The sequence below is a fragment of the Streptomyces sp. NPDC090445 genome, assembly GCF_044769385.1.
Lineage (GTDB): Bacteria > Actinomycetota > Actinomycetes > Streptomycetales > Streptomycetaceae > Streptomyces.
The window spans coordinates 29,666-51,684 of sequence record NZ_JBIVXV010000014.1; the positions used below are offsets into that span (position 1 = coordinate 29,666).

The following is a 22,019-nucleotide window of genomic DNA, read 5'->3' on the forward strand; positions in this document are numbered from 1 at the left end:
CGGGTCGGTACCGGCTTGGCCTGATGTCGTCGGATGCGGCTAGCCTGAGCGGCACGCATTTCACTGTCGGGATGGGGGACGGTCTTACGCATGGCCAGGGAATTCCAACGCGGTCACAAGGCCAGGATCAGCGATCTGACGGCGGGCACGGACCTGTACGTGGGCGTGCAGATCGCCGGGCCGGGACTCGCCTTCGACATCAGCTGCTTCGGGCTCGACGCCCATGAGCAGCTCTCGGACGACCGCTACTTCGTCTTCTACAACCAGCCGAAGTCGCCGGAGGAGTCGATCCAGCAGCTCGGCACGCAGGCCGGCGACACCGAGTCCTTCCGGGTGACGCTGGACCGCATCCCGGCCCACATCCACAAGCTGTCCTTCACCGCCACCCTCGACGGCGACGGCCAGATGTCGCAGATCGGCCCCGGCTACATCCGGATCGTGGCCGGCGGCGAGGAAGTCGTCCGGTACTCCTTCAACGGCGCGGAGTTCAGCACCGAGCGCGCGCTGATGCTCGGCGACTTCTACCTCAAGGACGTGTGGCGCTTCGCCGCGGTCGGGCAGGGCTTCGACGGCGGACTCGCCGCCCTGCTCCAGCACTTCGGCGGCGAGGTGGCCGAGGAGCAGGAACAGGAGCAGCCCGCGCAGCAGGCCGTCCCCGACCAGCCCGCGGCCCCGGCTCCCGCCCCGGCCTTCGCCCCGCCGCAGGCGGCCGCGCCCGCACCGTCCTTCGGCGCCCCGGTCCAGGCCCCCCAGGCCCCCCAGCCTCCCCAGGCCCCGGCCCCGCAGTACCAGCAGCCGGCCCCGCCCGCCCCGGTCCACTCGGCCCCCACCATGGTCGCGCCGTTGGCCCCGCAGGCCCCGCAGGCCCCGCAGGCCCCGCAGGCACCCCAGGCCCCGGCCACCCCGTACGGCCAGCCGCCCCACCCGCCGCAGCAGCCCGGCCCGCCCTCGTACGGCCAGGTCCCCGGCCAGCAGCCGCAGCCCCCGTACGGCCAGACCCCCGCCCCCTACGGGCAGCCGCAGCCCTCCTACGGGCAGGTCCCCGGCCAGCAGCCGCCCCCGTACGGCCAGACGCCCGGCCAGGGCACCCCGCACGCCGTGCCCGCGGCGGCCGGACCCGGCCTCGGCGCCGCGCTGCAGCCGTACAAGGAGGTGCCCACCGGCGCCCGCTGGACCTCGCAGAACCAGCAGCTCATGCGCGCCGACCTGGCCATGGGCGGCCAGCCCGTCCTGGCCCGCCAGGGCAGCATGGTCCTGTACCAGGGCAAGGTCGACTTCAGCTACAAGGGCGCGGGCTTCGCCGGCCGCATCGTCGGCAACGCCACCGGCCAGGAGATGCAGCTGATGCGCTGCAGCGGCCGCGGCCAGGTCTTCCTCGCCGAGAACGGTGCGCACCTGCACGCCATCGAGCTCCAGGGCGACGCCATCTGCGTCTCCTCCGAGAACGTCCTCGCCTTCGACGAGTCCCTCCAGTACGAGGTCCGCCGCGTCGAGGGCCACGGGATCCCCGGCGGGGCCCTGTTCACCATGCAGTTCCACGGCACCGGAACGGTGATCGTCAAGACGCACGGCACGCCCGTCGTCCTGCCCGTCACCCCGACCACCTTCGCGGACGCCAACGCCGTCGTCGCGTGGTCTGCTGCCTCCCAGGTGATCGTTTCCAGCCAGGTCGGGCTGCGCCGCAACGCCTACCCCGGCCACAGCGGGGAGAGCGTGAACCTCCAGTTCCGCGGTGCCCCCGGCAACTTCATCGTCGTCCAGCCGTACGAGGTCTGAGGGAGCCCGTCATGAACGCAATGAACCAGCAGCTCGCGGGCTACGCCCCCACCCCCGTCACGGCCCGCATGGAGAACCACGGCCGCGCCATGCTCAAGGTCGCCATGCAGAGCGGCCAGGACCTCTTCGCCCGCACCGGGTCGATGGTGGCGTACGAGGGCTTCATCCAGTACGAGCCCAACCCGCCGGCCATGCGCCAGATGGCCTCCCAGTGGATCACCGGCGAGGGCGCCCCGCTGATGAAGTGCACCGGCGACGGACTGCTCTACCTCGCCGACTACGGCGCGGACGTCGTCGTGGTCAACCTCAACAACGACGCCCTCTCCGTCAACGGCACCAACCTGCTCGCCTTCGACGCCCACCTCCAGTGGGGCGTCGAGCGCGTCAAGGGCATGGCCAAGTTCGCCGGCCAGGGCCTGTTCAACGTGCAGATCGCGGGCACCGGCTGGGTCGCCATCACCTCCCGGGGCACCCCGATCGTCGTCGACTGCGGCCGCGGCGACGACGAGACGTACGTCGACCCGGACGCGCTCGTCGCCTGGTCCCCGAACCTCAAGGTGAAGGGCAAGCGCAGCTTCAAGGCCTCGTCGATGATCGGCCGGGGCAGCGGGGAGGCCTACCAGATGGCCTTCTCCGGCCAGGGCATCGTCGTCGTACAGCCCAGCGAGGACAGCACCGACCGGCTCCGGACGCGGGGCTGAGGGGGAGCGGACAGATCATGCAGAGCTCACTTTTCGGCTACGCCGAGCAGCAGTCCCAGGAGCGGTACGCCGTCCAGAACCCGCAGCTGCTGCGGGTCACCCTGGCCGGAACCGACGACGTGCTCGCCCGCAAGGGCGCCATGGTCGCCTACCAGGGCATCGTCGACTTCGACGGCGAATACCAGAGCAGCAACCAGCGGGGCGCCCGCAGCCACACCGGCGAGGGCCTCGACCTGATGCGCTGCTCCGGGCAGGGCACGGTCTACCTGGCCAACCTGGCCCAGTACGTGCACGTCGTGGACGTCGACCACCAGGGCCTCACCGTCGACAGCAGCTACGTCCTGGCCATGGACTCCTCCCTCCACAGCGAGGTCATCGCGGTGGACAGCCAGTACGGGATCTCCGGATCCGGCAAGTACCAGCTCAACATCACCGGCCGCGGCAAGGTCGCCCTCATGACCTCCGGGCAGCCGCTGATGATGCACGTCACGCCCGACAAGTACGTCAACGTGGACGCCGACGCCATCGTCGCCTGGTCCACCTCGCTGCGCGTGCAGATGCAGGCCCAGACCCACTCCACCGGCGTCTGGCGCCGCCGCGGCAACACCGGCGAGGGCTGGGAGCTCAGCTTCCTCGGCACCGGATTCGCCCTGGTGCAGCCGAGCGAGGTGCTGCCGCCGCAGAACGCCCAGATCGGCCAGGGCGTGGCCGCGCAGTTCGGCATGGGCCAGCACGGCGCCCACGCCCAGAACCAGAACAACGTCTGGAACTAGACCGGAGCAACGTCCGGGACGAAGGAGGGGCGGCTCCCCCGCGCAGCGCGCGCGGGGGAGCCGCCCCTCATTCCGTCCGTACGGGCGTCACAGCCGCGCCCGCACCGCCTCCACCAGCCGGACGACCGAGGTGTCGGCCACTGCCGGCACCTCCTCGTACGGGAACCAGCGCAGGTCCAGCGACTCCCCGCTGATCTCCGCCACCGCGTCCGCCGGGGCCAGCGCCGCGTACTGCACGTCCAGGTGCCAGTTGCACGGCGCCGGGATCGGGTGCCGGTCGAGCCGCAGCGGGCCGCCGGGCAGCAGCGCCAGCCCGGAGCCGATGCCGGACTCCTCGACGGCCTCGCGCAGCGCGGCCGCCTCGAGCGTGGCGTCCCCGGGCTCGCAGTGGCCGCCCATCTGCAGCCACATGCCGAGCTTCTTGTGCAGCGTCAGCAGTACGCGGCCCCGCTCCGGGTCGACCACGAGCGCGCTGCCGGTGACGTGCCCCGCCTGGCAGGGCTTGTAGACCCCTTCCGGATGCGCCGCGAGGTGCTCCAGGTAGACGTCCCTCAGGGCACGCTGCTCTTCGTCCCGGCCCTCGTACCCCTTCAGGACGAGGACCGCGTCTTCGTGGAGGCTCACTGCTTCCCCTCGCCCTTGCCGTCGGCCTGCCCGCCCTGGTCTCCCTGCTCACGCCGCTCCGCCGCCTCGCCGAGCATCTTGTCGATCTCGGAGAAGTCCAGCTGCTCGCGGTGGACGAAGCCGTCCGGGTCGTCGAGGTCGGAGGCGGTCGGCAGCATGTCCGGGTGCTCCCACAGCCCGTCGCGGCCGTCCATGCCGCGCGCGTCGGTCAGCGAGGCCCACAGCCGGGACGCGTCCCGCAGCCGGCGCGGGCGCAGCTCCAGCCCGATCAGGGTCGCGAACGTCTGCTCCGCCGGGCCGCCCGAGGCCCGCCGCCGGCGCATGGTCTCGCGCATGGCGTCCGCCGAGGTCAGCCGGGGCTTGGCCGCCTCGTGCACGACGGCGTCCACCCAGCCCTCGACCAGCGCGAGCGCCGTCTCCAGCCGGGCCAGGGCCGCCTTCTGCTCGGGGGTGTCCTGCGGCTGGAACATGCCGCCCTGCAGGGCCTCCTGCAGCTGCTCCGGGTTGGTCGGGTCGATCTGGCCGACCACGTCCTCCAGCTTCGAGGTGTCGACCTTGATCCCGCGGGCGTAGCCCTCGACGGCGCCGAACAGGTGCGAACGCAGCCACGGCACGTGCGCGAACAGCCGGGCGTGGGCCGCCTCGCGCAGGGCCAGGTACAGCCGCACCTCCTCCGACGGCACGCCGAGGTCCTTGCCGAGGCCCTCGATGTTCAGCGGCAGCAGCGCCGCCTTGCCCGCCGGGCCCAGCGGCAGCCCGATGTCGGTGGAGCCGACGACCTCGCCGGCGAGCACGCCGACGGCCTGGCCGATCTGCTGGCCGAACATCGCCCCGCCCATGGAGCGCATCATGCCCAGCAGCGGGCCCGCCATGGCCTGCATCTCCTCGGGCAGCACGCCGCCCATGGCCGCGCCGACCCGCTCGGCGACCGGGTCGACGAGCTCCTTCCACACCGGGAGGGTCGCCTCGACCCACTCGGCGCGGCTCCACGCCACGGCCGTGGTGGCACCCGAGGGCAGCGAGGTCACGTTGTCCAGCCAGTGGTCGGCCAGCCGCATGGCCTCCTCCACCGCGGACTTCTCGGCGGGGCCGACGCTGGTGTCCTTCACGCCGTCCGGCGTGCCCTGGGAGACCGTCCGGCGGGCGATGTCCTTGGCCATGTCCCAGTTCACGGGACCGCCCTCGTAGCTGAGCATCTGGCCGAGCTGCTGGAAGGCCGCGCCGAGGTCGGCGGGGTTCATCGAGCCGAACATCGCGGCGAACGGGTTGTCTGCGCCGCCGGGGCCGCCGGGGCCGCCGGGCAGGCCGAAACCGGCGAACCCGAACGGATTCGGGCCGCCCTGGCCGCCCTGGTTGCCCTTCTTCTTGCCCTCGTCGCCGCTCTCCGGCTCCTCCGGCGGAAGGCCGAATCCGAATGGGGTGTCGCTCACGGGTTTCCTCGGCTCGTAGGGCCGCCGGCGGGTGCCGGCGGGCAAGTGGTCCCACAACACCAACCAGCGTAGACACCGGACCCGGTTCCGGGCTCGATGCTCCGCCGACTCCTGGGCTGCGGCAGGATGGACATCACCTGGTGGGTACGCGTCACGACACGTCCCTACTGAAGACAACCGCTGGAGACGCCTGGTGAGTTCCCCGGATCCGCAGTTTTCGGATAAGCACGGCCGCGCGCCGCACGGCGACGAGGACCGCCCTGAGCACGGCGAGGGCGTTCGCCAGCCGCGTAACCAGGCGGCCGTGCGCCGGCCCAGCCCCGTGATCGCCGTGACCGGCGCCGCAACCGGCGTCGGCGCCGCGCTGGTGCAGCGCCTGGCCGAGTCGGACGAGGTCAAACAGGTCGTCGCGATCGACGAGCGGCGCGGCGACTGCGCCACCGCGCAGTGGCACGTCCTGGACGTCCGGGACCCCGCCATCGCCGAGAAACTGCGCGGCGCGGACGTGGTCGTCCACCTGGCGCTGGACCTCGACCTGGAAACCGACCCCGCGGCCCGAACGGCGTACAACGTGCGGGGGACCCAGACCGTCCTGACGGCCGCCGCCGCGGCCGGGGTGCGCCGGGTCGTGCTGTGCACCTCCGCGATGGTGTACGGGGCGCTGCCGGACAACGACATCCCCCTGTCGGAGGACTCCGAGCTGCGGGCCACCGCCGAGGCCACGGGCGTCGGCGACCTGCTGGAGATCGAGCGGCTGGGCCGCCGGGCGCCGCGCGCGCACCCGGGCCTGAACGTCACCGTGGTCCGCCCGGCCGTGCTGGTCGGCGGCACGGACACGGCCCTGACCCGCTACTTCGAGTCCCCGCGCCTGCTCGTGGTCGCCGGATCCCGCCCGACCTGGCAGTTCTGCCACGTCGACGACCTGGTCGGCGCCCTGGAGTACGCCGCCCTGGAGAAGGTCGAGGGCGAGCTGGCGGTGGGCTGCGAGGGCTGGCTGGAGCAGGACGAGGTCGAGGAGCTGAGCGGCATCCGCCGTATGGAGCTCCCCTCGGCGGTCGCCCTGGGCGCGGCCGCCCGGCTGCACCGGATCGGCCTGACCCCGTCCCCGGCGGGCGACCTCGCCTACACCATGTACCCGTGGGTGGTCAGCGTCAGCGGGCTGCACGCGGCGGGCTGGCGGCCGCGCTGGACCAACGAGGAGGTGCTGGCCGAGCTGCTCCAGGAGGTCGCGGGCCGGCACACGGTCGCGGGCCGCAGGCTGGGGCGCAAGGACGCCACCGCCGCGGGGGCCGCGGGTGCGACGGTCGCGCTGCTGGGCGCCGCCGCGGTGGTCCGCCGGGCCCGCAGGCGGCGCGGGATCTGACCGCGCCTGCGGGCCCGCGCGCCCCGCGGATCCCGGGACGCGGACCCGGCCCCGCGGACCCGGCCCCGCACACCCCGCCGACGGCCCCCGCCCGGCGGCGGTTCCGCCTGCCGTCCCCCGGGCGGCACCCCGGGGCTGCGGGTCCTGTAGGAGGCTCCATACCCCTGCCCCGCACAGCCGGTCGAACCGGCTATACCGCGATGTGGGAGCGGTGGTGCACGATGGCTGCATGGCACCGCACTTCGACCACCCCGGCGAGCAGGCCGCTCCGGACCCGATCCGACTGCTCGCGATCCGTGAGACCCCGCTCTCGATCGACGAGGCCTTCCAGGCCGTCGGCGACGACGCGACGGGAGGCACGACGCTCTTCGTCGGCACGGTGCGCAACCACGACGGCGGGGCGGACGTCGACTCGCTCGGCTACTCCTGCCACCCGACGGCCGAGGCGGAGATGCGCCGCATCGCCGAGCGCGTGGTGGCGAAGTACCCGGTACGGGCCCTGGCGGCCGTACACCGCGTCGGCGACCTGGCCGTCGGCGATCTCGCGGTGGTCGTGGCCGTGTCCTGCCCGCACCGCGGCGAGGCCTTCGAGGCCTGCCGGATGCTGATCGACGACCTCAAGCACGAGGTGCCGATCTGGAAGCACCAGACGTTCTCGGACGGCACCGAGGAGTGGGTCGGCGCCTGCTGACCCCCGGCCGCGGCGGTGTCGGTGCGGGGGAGTACTGTCCCACCCGTTCGGCCGCGCAACACGCCCTCGATTTGCGTAACCCCCCCACGGGCAGGAGCGTTGAAGCCACAACGACACGCACCTTTTTCACGGGGCTGGGAGGCACGTCCATGGCGTCACTGGCGTGGTTGCTGATTCCGCTGTTCGCCGCCGTCGGAGCGGCGATATGGGGCAGCTGGGCGGCACGCGACCGCACTCAGGGAGACATATCCGAGCTCGCGGGGTACGCACGATTCCGCGAGGCCATGGACAAAGCCGACCCGAGCAGGGCGAAGGCGGCCGCACACTCCGGTTCCGACCCGGTCTGACGCTCACGGCGTCCCGCGGAACCTCCCCGGACCCGGGCCCACGGCCCCCGCGGACCGGCCCCGGCGGCCGTCCGCCAGGCCCGTCCCGTACTGTCGGTCCCATGCCACGCCGCACCGCGACGATGCTCGCCGCCACCCTCATGCTGTTCGGGCTGCTCTGTGCGGGGGTCTTCATCAAGGTCCCGTACTCGGAGATGAGCCCCGGGCCGACCTGGAACACGCTGGGCGAGAACCGCGGTGAAGCCGTCATCAGCATCGGCGACCACCAGACCTACCCCGCCACCGGGCACCTCAACATGACGACCGTCCGCGTCACGGGCGCGGACTACGACATGAACCTCCTCGAAGCGGTCTACGGCTGGCTGTCCGGCGACAACATCGTCGTCCCGCACGAGACGCTCTACCCGGACGGCAAGACGGAGGAGCAGTCGACGCAGGAGAACGCCGAGGAGTTCAGCCAGTCCCAGGAGACCGCAAAGGTGGCGGCCCTGAAGCAGCTGGGCGTCGACGTCCCCACCCGCGTCGTGGTCGCGTCCGTGATCAAGGGCAGCCCCTCGGAGGGCAAGCTGCACGCGGGCGATGTGGTCCGGGCCGTGGACGGCAGCCCCGTCGGCGCCCCCGGGGACGTCGCGAAGCTGGTCACCAAGCACAAGGCCGGCGAGCCGGTCGAGTTCACGATCGTGCCCGCCGCGGAGGCGGCCGAGGCCCAGAAGGCCCGCCGCGAGCCCGCCGGCACGACCAAGATCACGATCACCTCGGCCAAGGCGGAGGGCGACGGCCACGCCATCGTCGGCATCCGGGCCGGCACCGCCCACACCTTCCCGTTCCCCATCGACATCCGCCTCGCCGACGTCGGCGGCCCGAGCGCCGGCCTGATGTTCGCGCTCGGCATCGTCGACAAGCTCACCCCGGGCGACCTGACCGGCGGGAAGTTCGTCGCGGGCACCGGCACCATCGACGAAACCGGCAAGGTCGGCCCCATCGGCGGCATCCAGATGAAGACCATCGGCGCCCGCAAGGCCGGCGCCGAGTACTTCCTGACCCCCGCCGAGAACTGCGCCTCGGCCGTCAGGAACGCCCCCGACGGCCTGACCCTGATCAAGGTCGGCACCATCGGCGACGCCCGGCAGGCGCTGGAGAAGATCGGCAAGGGGGACACGGCCGGGCTGCCGCTCTGCGGCAAGCCCTGACCGCCGCACCGGCCGCCCCGCCACCCCTACCGCACGGGCCGGGCCGGGTCCTGACGGCCCGGTCCTACTGGAAGGTCGCGGCGAGCGCGTCGGCGAGCCCGGGCACCAGGCCCGCGCCCGTGAGGACCTCGGTGGCGGAGTCCTTGTCGCGCAGCCGCACCGCGGACTCGCGCGAGCCGTCGCGCAGCACGGCCACCGTCAGACGCACCTCCTGGCGCTCCGGGTGCCCGGCGACCCACTTCGCGAGCTGCTTGTCGTTGAGCCCCTCCGGTACGGAGGCCTCCGCGGACGGCGGCAGCATCAGCCGCTCCACGGTCAGGGCGCAGCCGACGACCGCGTCGGGCCAGGCGACGGTGCCCAGGAACTTGTCGAGGGCGGCCCCCTTGGGCAGCTTGTCCTGCTCGATCGGCGTCAGGGAGGACCGGCCGGCGTCGTCGGTGTCGACGCCGAGCTGGTGCGCGAGGCGGGGCTCCTGCCGGCGCAGCCGGGCCGTGTCGACCAGCGCGAACAGCCGGGCCGGCTGGTCCCAGCCGAGGCCGGCCGCGTATTCGTCGATCTCGAGGCAGGCGCGGGTCAGCGGGCCGGCCGCCATCGGAGTGCCGGGGGAGGGGGAAACGTTGGTCATGGACAACATCCTGCCTCGTTTCCACCCGCCGACGGGAACTGAGCAAAGCCTCAGTAAGTTTTCAGAGTGGGCTCTACGATCGGGGCCCAGCTTGTGAAACGTAACCAGACTCAGCTTTCGAGGTGCGCACCTTGGCTTTCCAGATGCCGGACCGCGGCTCAGGCCCCTCGGGGCCACGGATGAGAGTCGGCCGCCCCTCCCGGCGCTCCCGCACTCTCCTGATGACCTTGGGGGTGCTGGCCGTCCTGGGCATGGCGTTCGTCATGTTCGCGGGCTTCTGGACGGACTGGCTCTGGTTCCGCTCCGTGAAGTACTCCACCGTCTTCACCACCACCCTGTGGACGAGGGTCGGCCTGTTCGCCGTCTTCGGCCTGCTCATGGCGGGTGCGGTGGGGCTGAACATCTGGCTGGCGTACCGGCTCCGGCCGCCGCTCAGCGCGATGTCGCTGGAGCAGCAGAGCCTCGACCGCTACCGGATGAGCATCGCCCCGTACAAGAAGTGGCTGCTGCCGGCCATCTCCGCGCTCGTCGGCATGATCGCGGGCGCCTCCGCGGCCGGCCAGTGGAAGACCTGGCTGATGTACGTGAACGGGGTGCCCTTCGGCAGGAAGGACCCGCAGTTCAAGCTGGACGTGTCCTTCTACACGTTCGACCTGCCCTGGTACCGCTTCCTGCTCGGCTTCGGCTTCGCCGCCGTCATCCTGTCGGTGATCGCCGCCGTCGTCGTCCACTACCTGTACGGCGGACTGCGCGTGACCAGCCCGGGCGCCCGGGCCACGGCCGCCGCGACCGGGCACCTGTCGGTGCTGCTCGGCCTCTTCGTCACGCTGAAGGCCGTCGCGTACTGGCTCGACCGCTACGGCCTGGCCGTGAAGTCGAGCGACTTCAAGGCCGCCGACAACTGGACCGGCCTGCGGTACGTCGACGCGAACGCGTACCTGCCGGCCAAGACGATCCTCGTCGCCATCGCCGCGATCTGCGCCGTGCTCTTCTTCGCGACGCTGTGGCGCCGCACCTGGCAGCTGCCGGTGATCGGCTTCGGCCTGATGGTGCTCTCGGCGATCCTGATCGGCGGGCTGTACCCGGCGATCGTGCAGAAGTTCCAGGTCCAGCCCAATGAGCAGGCCAAGGAAGCGCCGTACGTCGAGAAGAACATCAAGGCCACCCGGGACGCCTACGGGATCGACCAGTCCGACGTGAAGGACTACCCGGGCGTCCCGCAGACCGACGACAAGGCCAAGCTGCGGCAGGCGGCCGGCACCACTGCCAGCATCCGCATCCTCGACCCGAACATCGTCTCCCCGGCCTTCCAGCAGCTCCAGCAGGTCAAGGGCTACTACGCCTTCCCGTCCACGCTGGCCGTGGACCGGTACAGCGGCCAGGACACCGTCATCGGCCTGCGCGAGCTGAACATCGGCGGCATCCCGAAGAACAACTGGATCAACGACCACTTCAAGTACACGCACGGCTACGGCGTGGTCGCGGCCAAGGGCACCACCGTCGACGACCAGGGCGCCCCCGACTTCACCCAGTCCGACCTCCCCTCCAAGGGGATGTTCGGCACGGACTTCGAGCAGCGCATCTACTACGGCGAGCGGACGACGCAGTACTCGATCGTCGGCGGCCCGCAGAAGGAGCTCGACTACTCGGACGACAAGGGCGAGAAGGAGACCAGCTACCAGGGCGACTCCGGCGTCAACCTCGGCAACCCGGTGAACCGGGCGGCGTACGCGCTGGCCTTCAGCGAGCCGCAGATCCTCTACTCGGGCGCCATCGGCGAGGGCTCGCGGATCCTCTACAACCGCACGCCCAAGGAGCGCGTCGAGGCCGTCGCCCCGTGGCTGACCATCGACGGCGCCCCGTACCCGGCGGTCATCGACGGCCGGATCAAGTGGATCGTCGACGCGTACACGACGACCAACGGCTACCCGTACGCCTCGCGCACCACGCTGGGCCAGAGCACCGCGGACTCGCTGACCAACAGCCAGCGCGCGGTGGTCGCGCAGGAGAACCAGGTCAACTACATCCGCAACTCGGTCAAGGCCACCGTCGACGCCTACGACGGCACGGTCAGCCTGTACCAGTGGGACGCCGAGGACCCGGTCCTGAAGACCTGGATGAAGGCGTTCCCCGGCACGGTCAAGGCCAAGAGCGAGATCTCCAAGCCGCTCATGGACCACCTGCGCTACCCGCAGGACCTGTTCAAGGTCCAGCGCGAGCTGCTGACCCGGTACCACGTCACCGACCCGCAGACCTTCCTCAGCGGCAGCGAGGCCTGGGCCGTCCCGGACGACCCGACCACCAAGGCCGGCACGGCGGTTCCGCCGTACTACCTGTCGATGAAGATGCCGGGCCAGACGGAGAAGGACCAGGTCTTCTCGCTCACCACGACGTTCACGCCGAACGAGCGGGACAACCTCAGCGCCTTCATGGCGGTCAACGCCGACCCGGGCACCCCGGACTACGGCAAGATCCGCATCCTGAAGCTGCCGACCAGCAAGCCGGTCGACGGCCCGAAGCAGGTGCAGAGCAAGTTCCAGTCGGAGCCGAAGATCGCCGAGTCGATCCGGCTGCTGCGCGGCGGCGACTCCGAGGTCGAGTACGGCAACCTGCTCGCGGTGCCGCTCGAAGGCGGGATGCTGTACGTGGAGCCGGTGTACGTGCGCAGTGCCGGCCTGAAGTACCCGCTGCTGCGCAAGGTGCTGGTGACCTACGGCGGCCAGACCGCCTTCGAGGACACCCTGGACAAGGCGCTGAACGTGGTCTTCGGGGCCGAGGCGCCGACGACGCCCGTGAACCCGCCGCCGGGCGAGGGCACGGTCACGCCGCCGAAGCAGCCCCAGGACCCGACGGTCAAGGCGGCCCTCGCGGACGCGCAGAAGGCCATCGAGGAAGCCGACAAGGCGATGAAGGCGGGCGACTGGGCAGCCTACGGCAAGGCGCAGAGCGACCTGCAGGCGGCGCTGAAGCGGGCGATCGACGCGGAGGCGAAGCAGCCGGCCCCGAAGCCGGCGGGCTGAAAACGGTAATGGCTCGGTCCCGCGTCGTGATACTGTGGTCTCACCGACGCGGGGTGGAGCAGCTCGGTAGCTCGCTGGGCTCATAACCCAGAGGTCGCAGGTTCAAATCCTGTCCCCGCTACTGAAAACGAAGGCCCGGATCCTTGGATCCGGGCCTTCGTCATGTCCGCGATCGACGCGTGGGGTCATGGGGTAGCCGGGGCGGGTGAGTTGGGCTGGGACCGTGTTTGACTTGTCTCTCTGTGGGCATGTCGACAAAACGCTGTAGTGACCTCACAGGCTGCGACATACCAGGTGTACGCGGGTAGCAGGTGATGCGACGATGGGATATATGGGGGACAGGTCAACTCTGCTGGAGACAGGGCGGTTTGTGAGGGCGGCCGAAGCAGGGTCGGATGCAGCAGTCAAAGAGGAGGCTCAGGCCGTTAACGCGCAGACCCCACTGACCGATGCGGGTTTCGCGGAGGAAATGTTCGCCGAGGCCGACACGGCCAGCGACACCGAGCTGGAGGCACGCCACCGGGTCGCGGCCGACCGCGGGGACCCCGGGGCGATGAGCGTCCTCGGAGCCCTGCTGCTGCGCCGCGGCGACCTGGACGGAGCCGAGCCGTACCTCCGCGGCGCCACCGCGGAGGGGGATCGCGCCGCCGCGAACAACCTGGGCGTGCTGCTGCTCCAGCGCGGCTACCCCGACGAGGCCGCCGACTGGTGGCGGGTCGCCGCCGTCGCCGGATCCTCCCCCGCGGCCCACGCCCTGGGCCGCCACTTCCGCGAGCGCGGGGACGAGCCCGCCGCCGAGTACTGGTTCCGGCAGGCGGCGGAATCCGGCCACGCCCTCGGCGCGTACGCCCTCGCCGACCTGCTGGAGCACCGCGGCGACAAGGGCATCGAGCGCTGGCTGCGGCAGGCCGCAGAGCAGGGCCACCGCGAGGCCGCGTACCGCCTGGCCCGGCACCTGCGCAAGGGCGACCCCGCCGAGGCCGAGCAGTGGTACCGGCAGGCCGCCGCGCGCGGCCACCGGCGCGCCGCCCTGCACCTGGGCGCGCTGCTGGAGGCCCGCGGCGAGCTCAAGGAGGCCGGGCGCTGGTACCTGACCTCCGCCAAGCAGGGCGAGGCGCGCGCCGCATGCGCCCTCGGCTTCCTGCTGCGCGACGCCGGGGACGAGGAGAGCGCGATCGCCTGGTGGAACCGGGCCGCGCAGGACGGCGACGGCAACGCCGCCAACGCGCTCGGCGCCCTGCACGCCGCCCGGGGGGAGACCGAGACCGCGGAGAAGTGGTACCGGGTCGCCATGGACGCAGGCGACCAGAACGGGGCGTACAACCTCGCCCTGCTCTGCGCAGCGCAGGACCGGACCGCGCAGGCCGAGCAGTTCTACCGGCGGGCGGCCTACGCCGGCCACCGCGAGGCGGCCAACGCCCTCGCCATCATGCTGCTCCAGGTCGGCGACGCGGCCGGGGCCGAGCCCTGGTTCTCGAAGGCGGCCGAGGCGGGCAGCGTGGACGCCGCGTTCAACCTCGGGATCCTCTTCGCGAGCCGCGACGACGACCGGACGGCGCTGAAGTGGTACGAGCGGGCGGCCTCGGCCGGCCACACCGACGCCGCACTGCAGGTCGGCATCGCCCTGGTGCGCGACGGCGAGGAGCGTGCCGCCGAGCGGCACCTGCGGTGCGCGGCCGGCGGCGGCAGCGCGGAGGCCGCGTTCCGGCTGGCCGCGCTGCTGGAGTCGCTGGCCCCGCCGCCGGAGCCGCCGGCCCTGGGTGAGCCCGTCGGCGGCGGCGCCCGCACCGAGAGCGAGGACTGGTACGAGCGGGCCGCCGAGCTGGGGCACCGGCGCGCGCAGGTGCGGGTCGGGATGCTCGCCGCAACCCGCGGCGACATGGCGGTGGCGGCGCGCTGGTACCGGGAGGCGGCGGAGGCCGGCTCCCGCAACGGCGCGTTCAACCTCGGGCTGCTGCTCGCGCGCGAGGGGAACGAGCCGGAGGCCGCCCTGTGGTGGACCCGGGCGGCGGTGGCCGGCCACGGCCGCGCCGCGCTGCGCCTGGGGCTCCTCGCCGCCCGGCACGGGGACCTGGCCGAGGGGCAGAAGTGGTGCGTGCGGGCGATCGAGCTGGGACCGGCCGAGGTCGCGGAGCGCGCCGCCCGGCTGCGTGACGCGCTCGCCGACGAACTGTCCGTGTAGGCGCCGGTCCGATGCCGTCCGTTAAGCGATTTGCATCTGCCGGGCGGCCTCGCGTAAAGTCGTGTTTACCGACGCGGGGTGGAGCAGCTCGGTAGCTCGCTGGGCTCATAACCCAGAGGTCGCAGGTTCAAATCCTGTCCCCGCTACTGATGGCGAAGGCCCGGATCCTCAGGATCCGGGCCTTCGTCGTTTCCGCCGGAAGCAGCCTGTGCAAGGGCATGGGAAAGGCCCGGGAGCATCGCTCCCGGGCCTTTCCGTCGTCATCAGGCGCCGGAGCAGTCCGGGCACACGCCGCGGTAGGTCACCTCGACCGCTGACACCACGAAGCCGAACCGCTCCGCGTCCGGCAGGTCGGCCAGCGGGTTGCCCGCCGGATGCACGTCGCGGATCGCCCCGCACTGCGCGCACACCAGGTGCTGGTGGGGCTTGTGGGCGTTGGGGTCGTAGCGCTTGGCCCGCCGGTCCGTGGAGACCTCCAGGACCTCGCCGAGGGCCACGAGCTCACCCAGCGTGTTGTAGACCGTCGCCCGGGAGATCTCGGGCAGCTTGTCCACGGCGCGCGCGTGCACCTCGTCCGCCGTCAGGTGGACGTGATCACCGTCGAGCACCTCGGCCACGACGCGCCGCTGTGCGGTCATGCGCCATCCGCGGCCGCGAAGTCGTTCCAGCAGGTCACTCATGGACACCAGCCTAACAGTGGGGGACCCGGTGCAATTCCCGAGCCCGTACGGACTTGGATACTTACTTGACTTAGACAAAGTCCATCGTAGGATCGGGTACGGCAAAGGCCAAGGACAGGCGCGGCCGGGACAGGCACGGCAGCAATGACGCAGGAGGCGCACGTGACGCAGGGACCGCTCACCACGGAAGCCGGGGCTCCGGTCGCCGACAACCAGAACAGCGAGACGGCGGGCGTCGGCGGTCCGGTCCTGGTCCAGGACCAGCTCCTGCTGGAGAAGCTCGCCCACTTCAACCGCGAGCGCATCCCGGAGCGCGTGGTGCACGCCCGCGGCGCCGGCGCCTACGGCACCTTCACCGTCACGGCCGACGTGACGCCGTACACCCGCGCCGCGTTCCTCTCCGGGATGGGCAAGGAGACCGAGGTCTTCCTGCGGTTCTCGACCGTGGCCGGCAACCTCGGTGCCGCCGACGCCGTGCGCGACCCGCGCGGCTGGGCGCTGAAGTTCTACACCGAAGAGGGCAACTACGACCTCGTCGGCAACAACACCCCGGTGTTCTTCATCAAGGACGCCATCAAGTTCCCCGACTTCATCCACACCCAGAAGCGCGACCCGTACACCGGGTCGACCGAGGCGGACAACGTCTGGGACTTCTGGGGCCTGTCGCCCGAGTCCACCCACCAGGTGACCTGGCTGTTCGGCGACCGCGGCATCCCGGCCTCGTACCGCCACATGAACGGCTACGGCTCGCACACCTTCCAGTGGAACAACGAGGCGGGCGAGGTCTTCTGGGTCAAGTACCACTTCAAGACCGACCAGGGCATCAAGAACCTCACCCAGGCCGAGGCCAACCTCCTCGCCGGCGAGGACCCGGACTCCCACCAGCGCGACCTGCGCGAGGCCATCGAGCGCGGCGAGTTCCCCACCTGGACCGTGCGGGTCCAGATCATGCCGGCGGCGGACGCGGCGGCCTACCGCTTCAACCCGTTCGACCTCACCAAGGTGTGGCCGCACGAGGACTACCCGCCGATCGAGATCGGCAAGCTGGAGCTCAACCGCAACCCGGAGAACGTCTTCGCCGAGGTCGAGCAGAGCATCTTCAGCCCGGCCCACTTCGTGCCCGGCATCGGCCCGTCCCCGGACAAGATGCTCCAGGGCCGCCTCTTCGCCTACGGCGACGCCCACCGCTACCGCGTCGGCATCAACGCCGACCACCTGCCGGTGAACCGCCCGCACGCCACCGAGGCGCGCACCAACTCCCGCGACGGCTTCCTCTACGACGGCCGCCACAAGGGCGCGAAGAACTACGAGCCGAACTCCTTCGGCGGCCCGCACCAGACCGACCGCCCGCTGTGGCAGCCGATCCCGGTCACCGGCGCCACCGGCGACCACGCCGCCCCCGCCCACTCCGAGGACGACGACTTCGTCCAGGCGGGCAACCTCTACCGCCTGATGTCCGAGGACGAGAAGGACCGTCTGATCGAGAACCTGGCCGGCTTCATAGCCAAGGTCTCCCGTGACGACATAGCCGAGCGCGCGATCGGCAACTTCCGGCAGGCGGACGGCGACTTCGGCAAGCGGCTGGAGGCCGCGGTCCAGGCCCTGCGCGGCTGAACCGACCGCTTGCCGTAGGGAGGCGGCGGACCGGATCTCACGGGGTCCGGCCCGCCGCCGTTCTCCTGTGCCTACGCCGCCACGGTGCTGCGCCGGACCGGCACCCAGCAGCGGATGATGTCGCGGACGGACACGATGCCCACGGGGCCGCCGTCCTCGACGACGATCAGATGCCGGAAGCCGCCGTGCGCCATGGCCTCGGCGGCATCCTGCAGGGTGGTCTCCGGGGTGCAGAACACGACGTTGTTCGTGGTGTGCGCACCCACGGACTCCCGGTCGGGGTCGTGGCCCGCGCCGATGGAGTTGAGGACGTCCCGTTCGGTCAGGATGCCGATTCCGCTGTGCTCGGGGTCGAGGACGACGGCCGCGCCGACCCGGCGGCCGGACATCAGGCAGGCCGCCTGTCGGATGGTGTGGGCGGGGCCGAGGGTGAGGATCACGGTGCTCATGGCGTCACGGACGAGCATGAAGAGAGCCACCTCCTGGGAGAGTCCTCCGCTTGAGAAGTCATTCACAAGTGCACAAGCGGGGGAGTTTCAGATTCCCACGGACACGGAGGGTCATCAAGAGGGCGCACTCGGTTGTCCGGGCGCAGGCGCGGGCGCAAGCGCGGGCCCGTACCGGTCCGGCGCAAGCGCGGGCCCGTACCGGTCCGGCGCAAGCGCGGGCCCGTACCGGCCCGGCTCAGGCGCAGGCCCGGCCCCGCACCGGTCCGTACGGCCCGTACCGGGCGCGGCTCAGGCGCGGGGCCGCAGGCAGCCGAGCATCCGGTCGTGCAGCAGCCCGTTCGAGGCGGCCGCGTTCCCGCCGTGGACGCCGTCCACCCCGTCCAGGCTGGTGAAGCGGCCGCCCGCCTCCTGGACCACGGCCGCGATGGCCGCCATGTCCCACAGGTTCAGCTCCGGCTCGGCGCAAAGGTCCAGCGAACCCTCCGCGACCATCATGTACGGCCAGAAGTCCCCGTAGCCGCGGGTCCGCCAGCACTGCCGGGTCAGCTCCAGGAACCCGTCGAGCCGGCCCTGCTCCTCCCAGCCGCTCAGCGAGGAGTACGCGAACGACGCGTCGCCGAGGGAGCCCACCTGCGACACCCGGATGCGCTGCGGCTCGCCGCCCAGCGCACCGCCCGCGTACGCGCCCCCGCCCTGCGCCGCCCACCAGCGGCGGCCCAGCGCGGGCGCCGAGACCACCCCGACGACGGGCCGGAACACCCCGTCGGGGCCCTCCTCCATCAGCGAGATCAGGGTTGCCCAGACGGGCACGCCGCGCACGTAGTTCTTCGTGCCGTCGATCGGGTCCACGACCCAGCGGCGCGGGCCGCCGCCCTTCAGGCCGTACTCCTCGCCCAGGATGGCGTCCTCGGGCCGCGCCGCCTCGATCCCCGCCCGGACGACCTCCTCGGCAGCCCGGTCGGCCTCGCTCACCGGGGTCATGTCCGGCTTCGTCTCGACCTTCAGGTCCAGGGCGCGGAACCGCTCCGTCGTGACGGCGTCCGCCGCGTCGGCGAGCTCCAGGGCGAGGCGCAGGTCATCTTCGTACTCGGGCATGCCCGAACAGTATCGGGAGGCGCGGGGGCGGGCGAGCGGCGTCCGCGGTGCGACCGGGCAGGCACCCTTGACAGGACCTGTCGGCCCGTCAACTCTGGCGGGGAGTCGAGCGGGGAGGCGCGATGCCGGCAGCCCGGGAGTCCTTGCTGGAAGCGGCGTCAGTGGCGCTGTTGGCGCGCCCCTGGCCGTCCGTGCGGATGGTCGACGTGGCGGCAGCCGCCGGCGTGTCCCGGCAGACCCTCTACAACGAGTTCGGCGGCAAGGCGGGCCTCGGCCGCGCCCTCGTGCGCCGCGAGGCCGACTGGTACCTCGACGGGATCGACCGGGTGCTGCGCGCCCCGGTCGCCAGCGGGGGAGACCGGCTCGCCTCGGTCGCGGAGTGGACCGTACGGGCGGCCCGCGCGCGCCCCCTCGTAAGGGCCCTGCTGACCGGGTCCTGGGACGGCACCCTGCCGATACCGCCCGGGCAGGGCGCCCGGCCCGGCGTGCCCGCGCCCGCCCCCGGGGAGCTGGCCCGGGCGGTGCGGGAGCGGGCGGCGGCCGTGCTCGCGCCGCGGGACGGGGGGCAGCGGTGCGAACTGGCCGTGCGGCTCGCACTGTCCTACGTCATAGCCCCGGCGCGGGAGCCGGGGCTCGGGGAACTGCTCGGGCTGCTGCGGCTGCTCAGTGAGCCGACCCGGACAGCTGGAGGCCGATGACCCCGAGGATGACCAGCGTGATCGAGACGATCTTGAGGGTGGAGACCAGGTCGCCGAGGAAGAGCATCCCGTAGACCGCGGTCCCGGCCGCGCCGATGCCGGTCCACACCGCGTACGCCGGCCCCACGTCCAGCTTCTTCAGGGCCAGCGTCAGCAGGCCGAAGCTGCCGAGCGCGAAGGCGGCGAAGGCGATCGTCGGCCACAGCCGGGTGAACCCGTGGGACAGCTTCAGGCAGACCGCGAACCCGGTCTCCAGGAGTCCGGCGACGACGACCAGCAGCCACGCCATGGCGAATGCCTCCCCGCGTCACGTGACATCGCGTCACTCACTGCGATGATGCATTCACCAGACCATGACCCCGGCAAACCCTTCCGGACCCCGCCGGACCCCGCCGGACGATCAGTCGCCCTCGCGCCGCTCCCGCGTCCCCAGCAGCCGCCGCAGCGAGTCCAGCCGGGCCGGGTCGGCGTGTCCCTCCGCCACCCACGCGTCGAGCGCGCAGTCCTGCTCGTCGTGGCTGCACGCGCGCGGGCATTCCTCCGTACCGGGCACCAGGTCCGGGAAGGCCAGGATCACCCGCGACGGGTCCACGTGGTGCAGGCCGAACGACCGTACGCCCGGGGTGTCGATGACCCAGCCGTCACCCGACGGCAGCGGCAGCGCCAGCGCCGAGGTGGTGGTGTGCCGGCCGCGCCCGGTCACCGCGTTGACGTGGCCGGTGGCGCGCTGGCGGCCCTGGCCGACCAGCGAGTTCACCAGGGTCGTCTTGCCGACGCCCGAGTGGCCCACGAAGGCGGTGATCCGGCCGGCCAGCCGCTCGCGCACCCGCTCGGCGGCCTCGCCGGCCGCCAGCTCCTCGCGGTTGGTCACCACGTAGTTCACGCCCAGCGTCGCGTAGATCTCCAGGATCTTGTCCGGCGACGTCAGGTCCGACTTCGTGAGCACCAGCAGCGGCTCCAGCCCGGCGTCGTACGCGGCCACCAGACAGCGGTCGATCATGCGCGGCCGCGGCTCCGGGTCCGCCAGCGCGGTGACGATCGCCAGCTGGTCGGCGTTGGCGACGACCACCCGCTCGTACGGGTCGTCGTCGTCCGCGGTGCGCCGCAGGACGGACCTGCGCTCCTCGATCCGCACGATCCGCGCGAGGGTGTCCTTGTTCCCGGACAGGTCGCCGACGAGCCACACCCGGTCGCCGACCACCGCGGCCTTGCGGCCGAGCTCGCGCGCCTTCATGGCGACGATCGTGCGGTCCTCCACCAGACAGGTCAGCCGGCCGCGGTCGACGGTGAGGACGAAGCCCTCCGCCGCGTCCTCGTGTTTCGGCCGCTTGCTGGTGCGGGGCCGGTTGCCCTTGGGGTTGGGGCGGGAGCGGATGTCGTCCTCGTCGGTGTGCTTGCCGTACCTGCGCATGACGGACCTACGCTCCCGATCCCGCGAGCATGTCCGTCCACATCCTCGGGAAGTCCGGCAGCGTCTTCGCGGTCGTCGCCACGTTCTCGATCTGCACGCCGGCGACCGCCAGGCCGATCACGGCGCCCGCGGTGGCCATCCGGTGGTCGTCGTACGTGCGGAACGCGCCGCCGTGCAGCGGACGCGGGCGGATGTGCAGGCCGTCGGCGGTCTCCGTGACGTCGCCGCCGAGCCCGTTGATCTCCGCGGTCAGCGCCGCCAGCCGGTCCGTCTCGTGCAGCCGCAGGTGCGCCACGCCGCGCAGGGTGGACGGGGAGTCGGCCAGCGCCGCGACGGCCGCGATGCCGGGCGTCAGCTCGCCGACCTCGCCGAGGTCCACGTCGATGCCGTGGATCTTGCCGGTGCCCGTGAAGACCAGGCCCGCGTCGGTCAGCTCGCAGGAGCCGCCCATCTCCGTGAAGATCCGGCGCAGCTCATCGCCGGGCTGCGTGGTGCGGCGCGGCCAGTCCGGGATGGTGACCGTGCCGCCCGTGATCAGCGCCGCCGCCAGGAACGGCTGCGCGTTCGACAGGTCCGGCTCCACCACCATGTCGCGGCCCAGCAGCGCGCTCGGCGCGACCCGCCACACGTTCGGCTCACCGCCCGCCTCCGGCGTGTCGACCTGGGCGCCCGCCGCGCGCAGCATCTCCACCGTCATCCGGATGTGCGGCATCGAGGGCAGCGCCGCACCGACGTGCCGCACCTCCACGCCCTGGTTGAAGCGCGGGGCCGCGAGCAGCAGCGCGGAGATGAACTGGGACGAGCTGCTCGCGTCGAGCTCGACCGTGCCGCCCTCCAGCGCCCCGCCGCCCTGCACGGTCAGCGGCAGCGCGCCCCGGCCGCCGTCGTCGATCCGGGCGCCCAGCTTGCGCAGGGCGGTGATGACCTGGCCGAGCGGCCGCTCGTAGGACCGCGGGTCGCCGTCGAAGCGGATGTCGCCGTCGGCGAGCGTGGCCACCGGCGGCAGGAAGCGCATGACCGTGCCGGCGTTGCCGACGTCGACGGTGGCCGGGCCGTGCAGGGCCGCCGGGATGATCCGCCAGGCCTCGCCGCCCGCGCCGTCGCCGGAGCTGGACGAGACGGTCTCCTCGATGCCCACGCCCATCGCCCGCAGGGCGTCCGCCATCAGCTGCGAGTCCCGCGAGCGCAGCGGGCGGCGCACCCAGCCGGGCTCCGCCGAGAGCGCCGCGAGGACCAGGGCCCGGTTGGTCACCGACTTCGACCCGGGCACGGTGACGGTGGCGTGGACGGTGCCGTCGGCGTGCGGGGCAGGCCAGAGGGCGGGGAGCGCGGGGGTCTGGGTCATGGCCA

The 22,019-nt window shown here is 72.2% G+C and carries 20 protein-coding genes and 2 tRNA genes; 13 read left to right on the plus strand and 9 right to left on the minus strand.

What is annotated here, in order from left to right; genetic code table 11:
* The first annotated feature begins 90 nt into the window (after positions 1 to 90).
* From ACIQUT_RS24290 to ACIQUT_RS24300, 3 genes are read left to right on the plus strand one after another with little or no spacing between them, the layout of a single operon-like run.
* A complete protein-coding gene (locus ACIQUT_RS24290) occupies positions 91 to 1,776 on the plus strand; it encodes a TerD family protein (protein ID WP_403565582.1) in 1,686 nt (561 codons plus the stop codon).
* A 20-nt stretch (positions 1,777 to 1,796) separates the two neighbouring features.
* Positions 1,797 to 2,477, plus strand: coding sequence for an AIM24 family protein (locus ACIQUT_RS24295; protein WP_403565809.1), 681 nt, complete (start codon positions 1,797 to 1,799; stop codon positions 2,475 to 2,477).
* Between the two features lie 17 nt (positions 2,478 to 2,494).
* A complete protein-coding gene (locus tag ACIQUT_RS24300; protein ID WP_403565584.1) occupies positions 2,495 to 3,250 on the plus strand; it encodes an AIM24 family protein in 756 nt (251 codons plus the stop codon).
* 87 nt (positions 3,251 to 3,337) lie between these two features.
* Here the strand turns inward: ACIQUT_RS24300 and ACIQUT_RS24305 are convergent, their stop codons facing one another.
* The gene (locus ACIQUT_RS24305) at positions 3,338 to 3,874 is read right to left on the minus strand and encodes an NUDIX hydrolase (protein ID WP_403565585.1); all 537 of its coding nucleotides are present in this window, start codon (positions 3,872 to 3,874) and stop codon (positions 3,338 to 3,340) included.
* Positions 3,871 to 5,304 (minus strand): zinc-dependent metalloprotease, encoded by a 1,434-nt coding sequence (locus ACIQUT_RS24310; protein ID WP_403565587.1) that lies wholly within the window; start codon positions 5,302 to 5,304, stop codon positions 3,871 to 3,873. The genes ACIQUT_RS24305 and ACIQUT_RS24310 overlap by 4 nt, the downstream gene beginning before the upstream one ends.
* A gap of 304 nt (positions 5,305 to 5,608) precedes the next feature.
* Here ACIQUT_RS24310 and ACIQUT_RS24315 point away from each other — a divergent pair, with 304 nt between their 5' ends.
* From ACIQUT_RS24315 to ACIQUT_RS24330, 4 genes are all read left to right on the plus strand, one after another.
* Complete coding sequence (locus ACIQUT_RS24315; RefSeq protein ID WP_403565589.1) at positions 5,609 to 6,667, plus strand: SDR family oxidoreductase; 1,059 nt, start codon at positions 5,609 to 5,611, stop codon at positions 6,665 to 6,667.
* Positions 6,668 to 6,896: 229 nt separating this feature from the next.
* Positions 6,897 to 7,358 carry a molybdenum cofactor biosynthesis protein MoaE gene (locus tag ACIQUT_RS24320; protein ID WP_403565590.1) on the plus strand — a complete coding sequence of 154 codons (462 nt, stop codon included), beginning with the start codon at positions 6,897 to 6,899 and terminating at the stop codon, positions 7,356 to 7,358.
* Between the two features lie 149 nt (positions 7,359 to 7,507).
* The gene (locus ACIQUT_RS24325; protein ID WP_403565592.1) at positions 7,508 to 7,705 is read left to right on the plus strand and encodes a hypothetical protein; all 198 of its coding nucleotides are present in this window, start codon (positions 7,508 to 7,510) and stop codon (positions 7,703 to 7,705) included.
* Positions 7,706 to 7,806: 101 nt separating this feature from the next.
* The gene (locus ACIQUT_RS24330) at positions 7,807 to 8,895 is read left to right on the plus strand and encodes a PDZ domain-containing protein (RefSeq protein WP_403565594.1); all 1,089 of its coding nucleotides are present in this window, start codon (positions 7,807 to 7,809) and stop codon (positions 8,893 to 8,895) included.
* Between the two features lie 64 nt (positions 8,896 to 8,959).
* Here ACIQUT_RS24330 and ACIQUT_RS24335 read toward each other — a convergent pair whose 3' ends face one another.
* Positions 8,960 to 9,529 (minus strand): PPA1309 family protein, encoded by a 570-nt coding sequence (locus tag ACIQUT_RS24335; protein WP_403565596.1) that lies wholly within the window; start codon positions 9,527 to 9,529, stop codon positions 8,960 to 8,962.
* A gap of 134 nt (positions 9,530 to 9,663) precedes the next feature.
* Between ACIQUT_RS24335 and ACIQUT_RS24340 the strand changes: the two genes are divergently transcribed.
* The 4 genes from ACIQUT_RS24340 to ACIQUT_RS24355 all read left to right on the plus strand — a co-directional run bounded on the left by ACIQUT_RS24340 (position 9,664) and on the right by ACIQUT_RS24355 (position 14,868).
* Positions 9,664 to 12,540, plus strand: a complete 2,877-nt coding sequence (locus ACIQUT_RS24340; RefSeq protein ID WP_403565811.1) for a UPF0182 family protein — start codon at positions 9,664 to 9,666, stop codon at positions 12,538 to 12,540.
* A 47-nt stretch (positions 12,541 to 12,587) separates the two neighbouring features.
* A tRNA-Met gene (locus tag ACIQUT_RS24345) sits at positions 12,588 to 12,661 on the plus strand.
* A gap of 210 nt (positions 12,662 to 12,871) precedes the next feature.
* Complete coding sequence (locus ACIQUT_RS24350) at positions 12,872 to 14,722, plus strand: tetratricopeptide repeat protein (protein WP_403565598.1); 1,851 nt, start codon at positions 12,872 to 12,874, stop codon at positions 14,720 to 14,722.
* A gap of 72 nt (positions 14,723 to 14,794) precedes the next feature.
* Positions 14,795 to 14,868: transfer RNA gene (locus tag ACIQUT_RS24355), tRNA-Met, on the plus strand.
* Positions 14,869 to 14,985: 117 nt separating this feature from the next.
* Here the strand turns inward: ACIQUT_RS24355 and ACIQUT_RS24360 are convergent.
* Complete coding sequence (locus ACIQUT_RS24360; RefSeq protein ID WP_403565599.1) at positions 14,986 to 15,402, minus strand: Fur family transcriptional regulator; 417 nt, start codon at positions 15,400 to 15,402, stop codon at positions 14,986 to 14,988.
* Positions 15,403 to 15,546: 144 nt separating this feature from the next.
* Here ACIQUT_RS24360 and ACIQUT_RS24365 point away from each other — a divergent pair, with 144 nt between their 5' ends.
* Positions 15,547 to 17,016, plus strand: coding sequence for a catalase (locus tag ACIQUT_RS24365; RefSeq protein WP_403565600.1), 1,470 nt, complete (start codon positions 15,547 to 15,549; stop codon positions 17,014 to 17,016).
* A 71-nt stretch (positions 17,017 to 17,087) separates the two neighbouring features.
* On the opposite strand, the gene ACIQUT_RS24370 is transcribed toward ACIQUT_RS24365, so the two are convergent.
* Both ACIQUT_RS24370 and hisN read right to left on the minus strand, forming a co-directional pair.
* A complete protein-coding gene (locus tag ACIQUT_RS24370; protein WP_403565601.1) occupies positions 17,088 to 17,483 on the minus strand; it encodes a cyclic nucleotide-binding/CBS domain-containing protein in 396 nt (131 codons plus the stop codon).
* Between the two features lie 270 nt (positions 17,484 to 17,753).
* A complete protein-coding gene (hisN, locus tag ACIQUT_RS24375; RefSeq protein ID WP_403565602.1) occupies positions 17,754 to 18,560 on the minus strand; it encodes a histidinol-phosphatase in 807 nt (268 codons plus the stop codon).
* 122 nt (positions 18,561 to 18,682) lie between these two features.
* On the opposite strand from hisN, the gene ACIQUT_RS24380 reads away from it, so the two are divergent.
* Positions 18,683 to 19,258, plus strand: coding sequence for a TetR/AcrR family transcriptional regulator (locus ACIQUT_RS24380; RefSeq protein WP_403565603.1), 576 nt, complete (start codon positions 18,683 to 18,685; stop codon positions 19,256 to 19,258).
* On the opposite strand, the gene ACIQUT_RS24385 is transcribed toward ACIQUT_RS24380, so the two are convergent.
* From ACIQUT_RS24385 to aroA, 3 genes are all read right to left on the minus strand, one after another.
* Positions 19,224 to 19,547 carry a DMT family transporter gene (locus tag ACIQUT_RS24385; protein WP_403565604.1) on the minus strand — a complete coding sequence of 108 codons (324 nt, stop codon included), beginning with the start codon at positions 19,545 to 19,547 and terminating at the stop codon, positions 19,224 to 19,226. The genes ACIQUT_RS24380 and ACIQUT_RS24385 overlap by 35 nt on opposite strands.
* A 111-nt stretch (positions 19,548 to 19,658) precedes the next feature.
* On the minus strand, positions 19,659 to 20,669 hold the full coding sequence (gene rsgA, locus ACIQUT_RS24390; RefSeq protein WP_403565605.1) for a ribosome small subunit-dependent GTPase A: 1,011 nt from the start codon (positions 20,667 to 20,669) through the stop codon (positions 19,659 to 19,661).
* A gap of 7 nt (positions 20,670 to 20,676) precedes the next feature.
* On the minus strand, positions 20,677 to 22,014 hold the full coding sequence (gene aroA / locus ACIQUT_RS24395) for a 3-phosphoshikimate 1-carboxyvinyltransferase (protein WP_403565606.1): 1,338 nt from the start codon (positions 22,012 to 22,014) through the stop codon (positions 20,677 to 20,679).
* Positions 22,015 to 22,019: the final 5 nt, after the last annotated feature.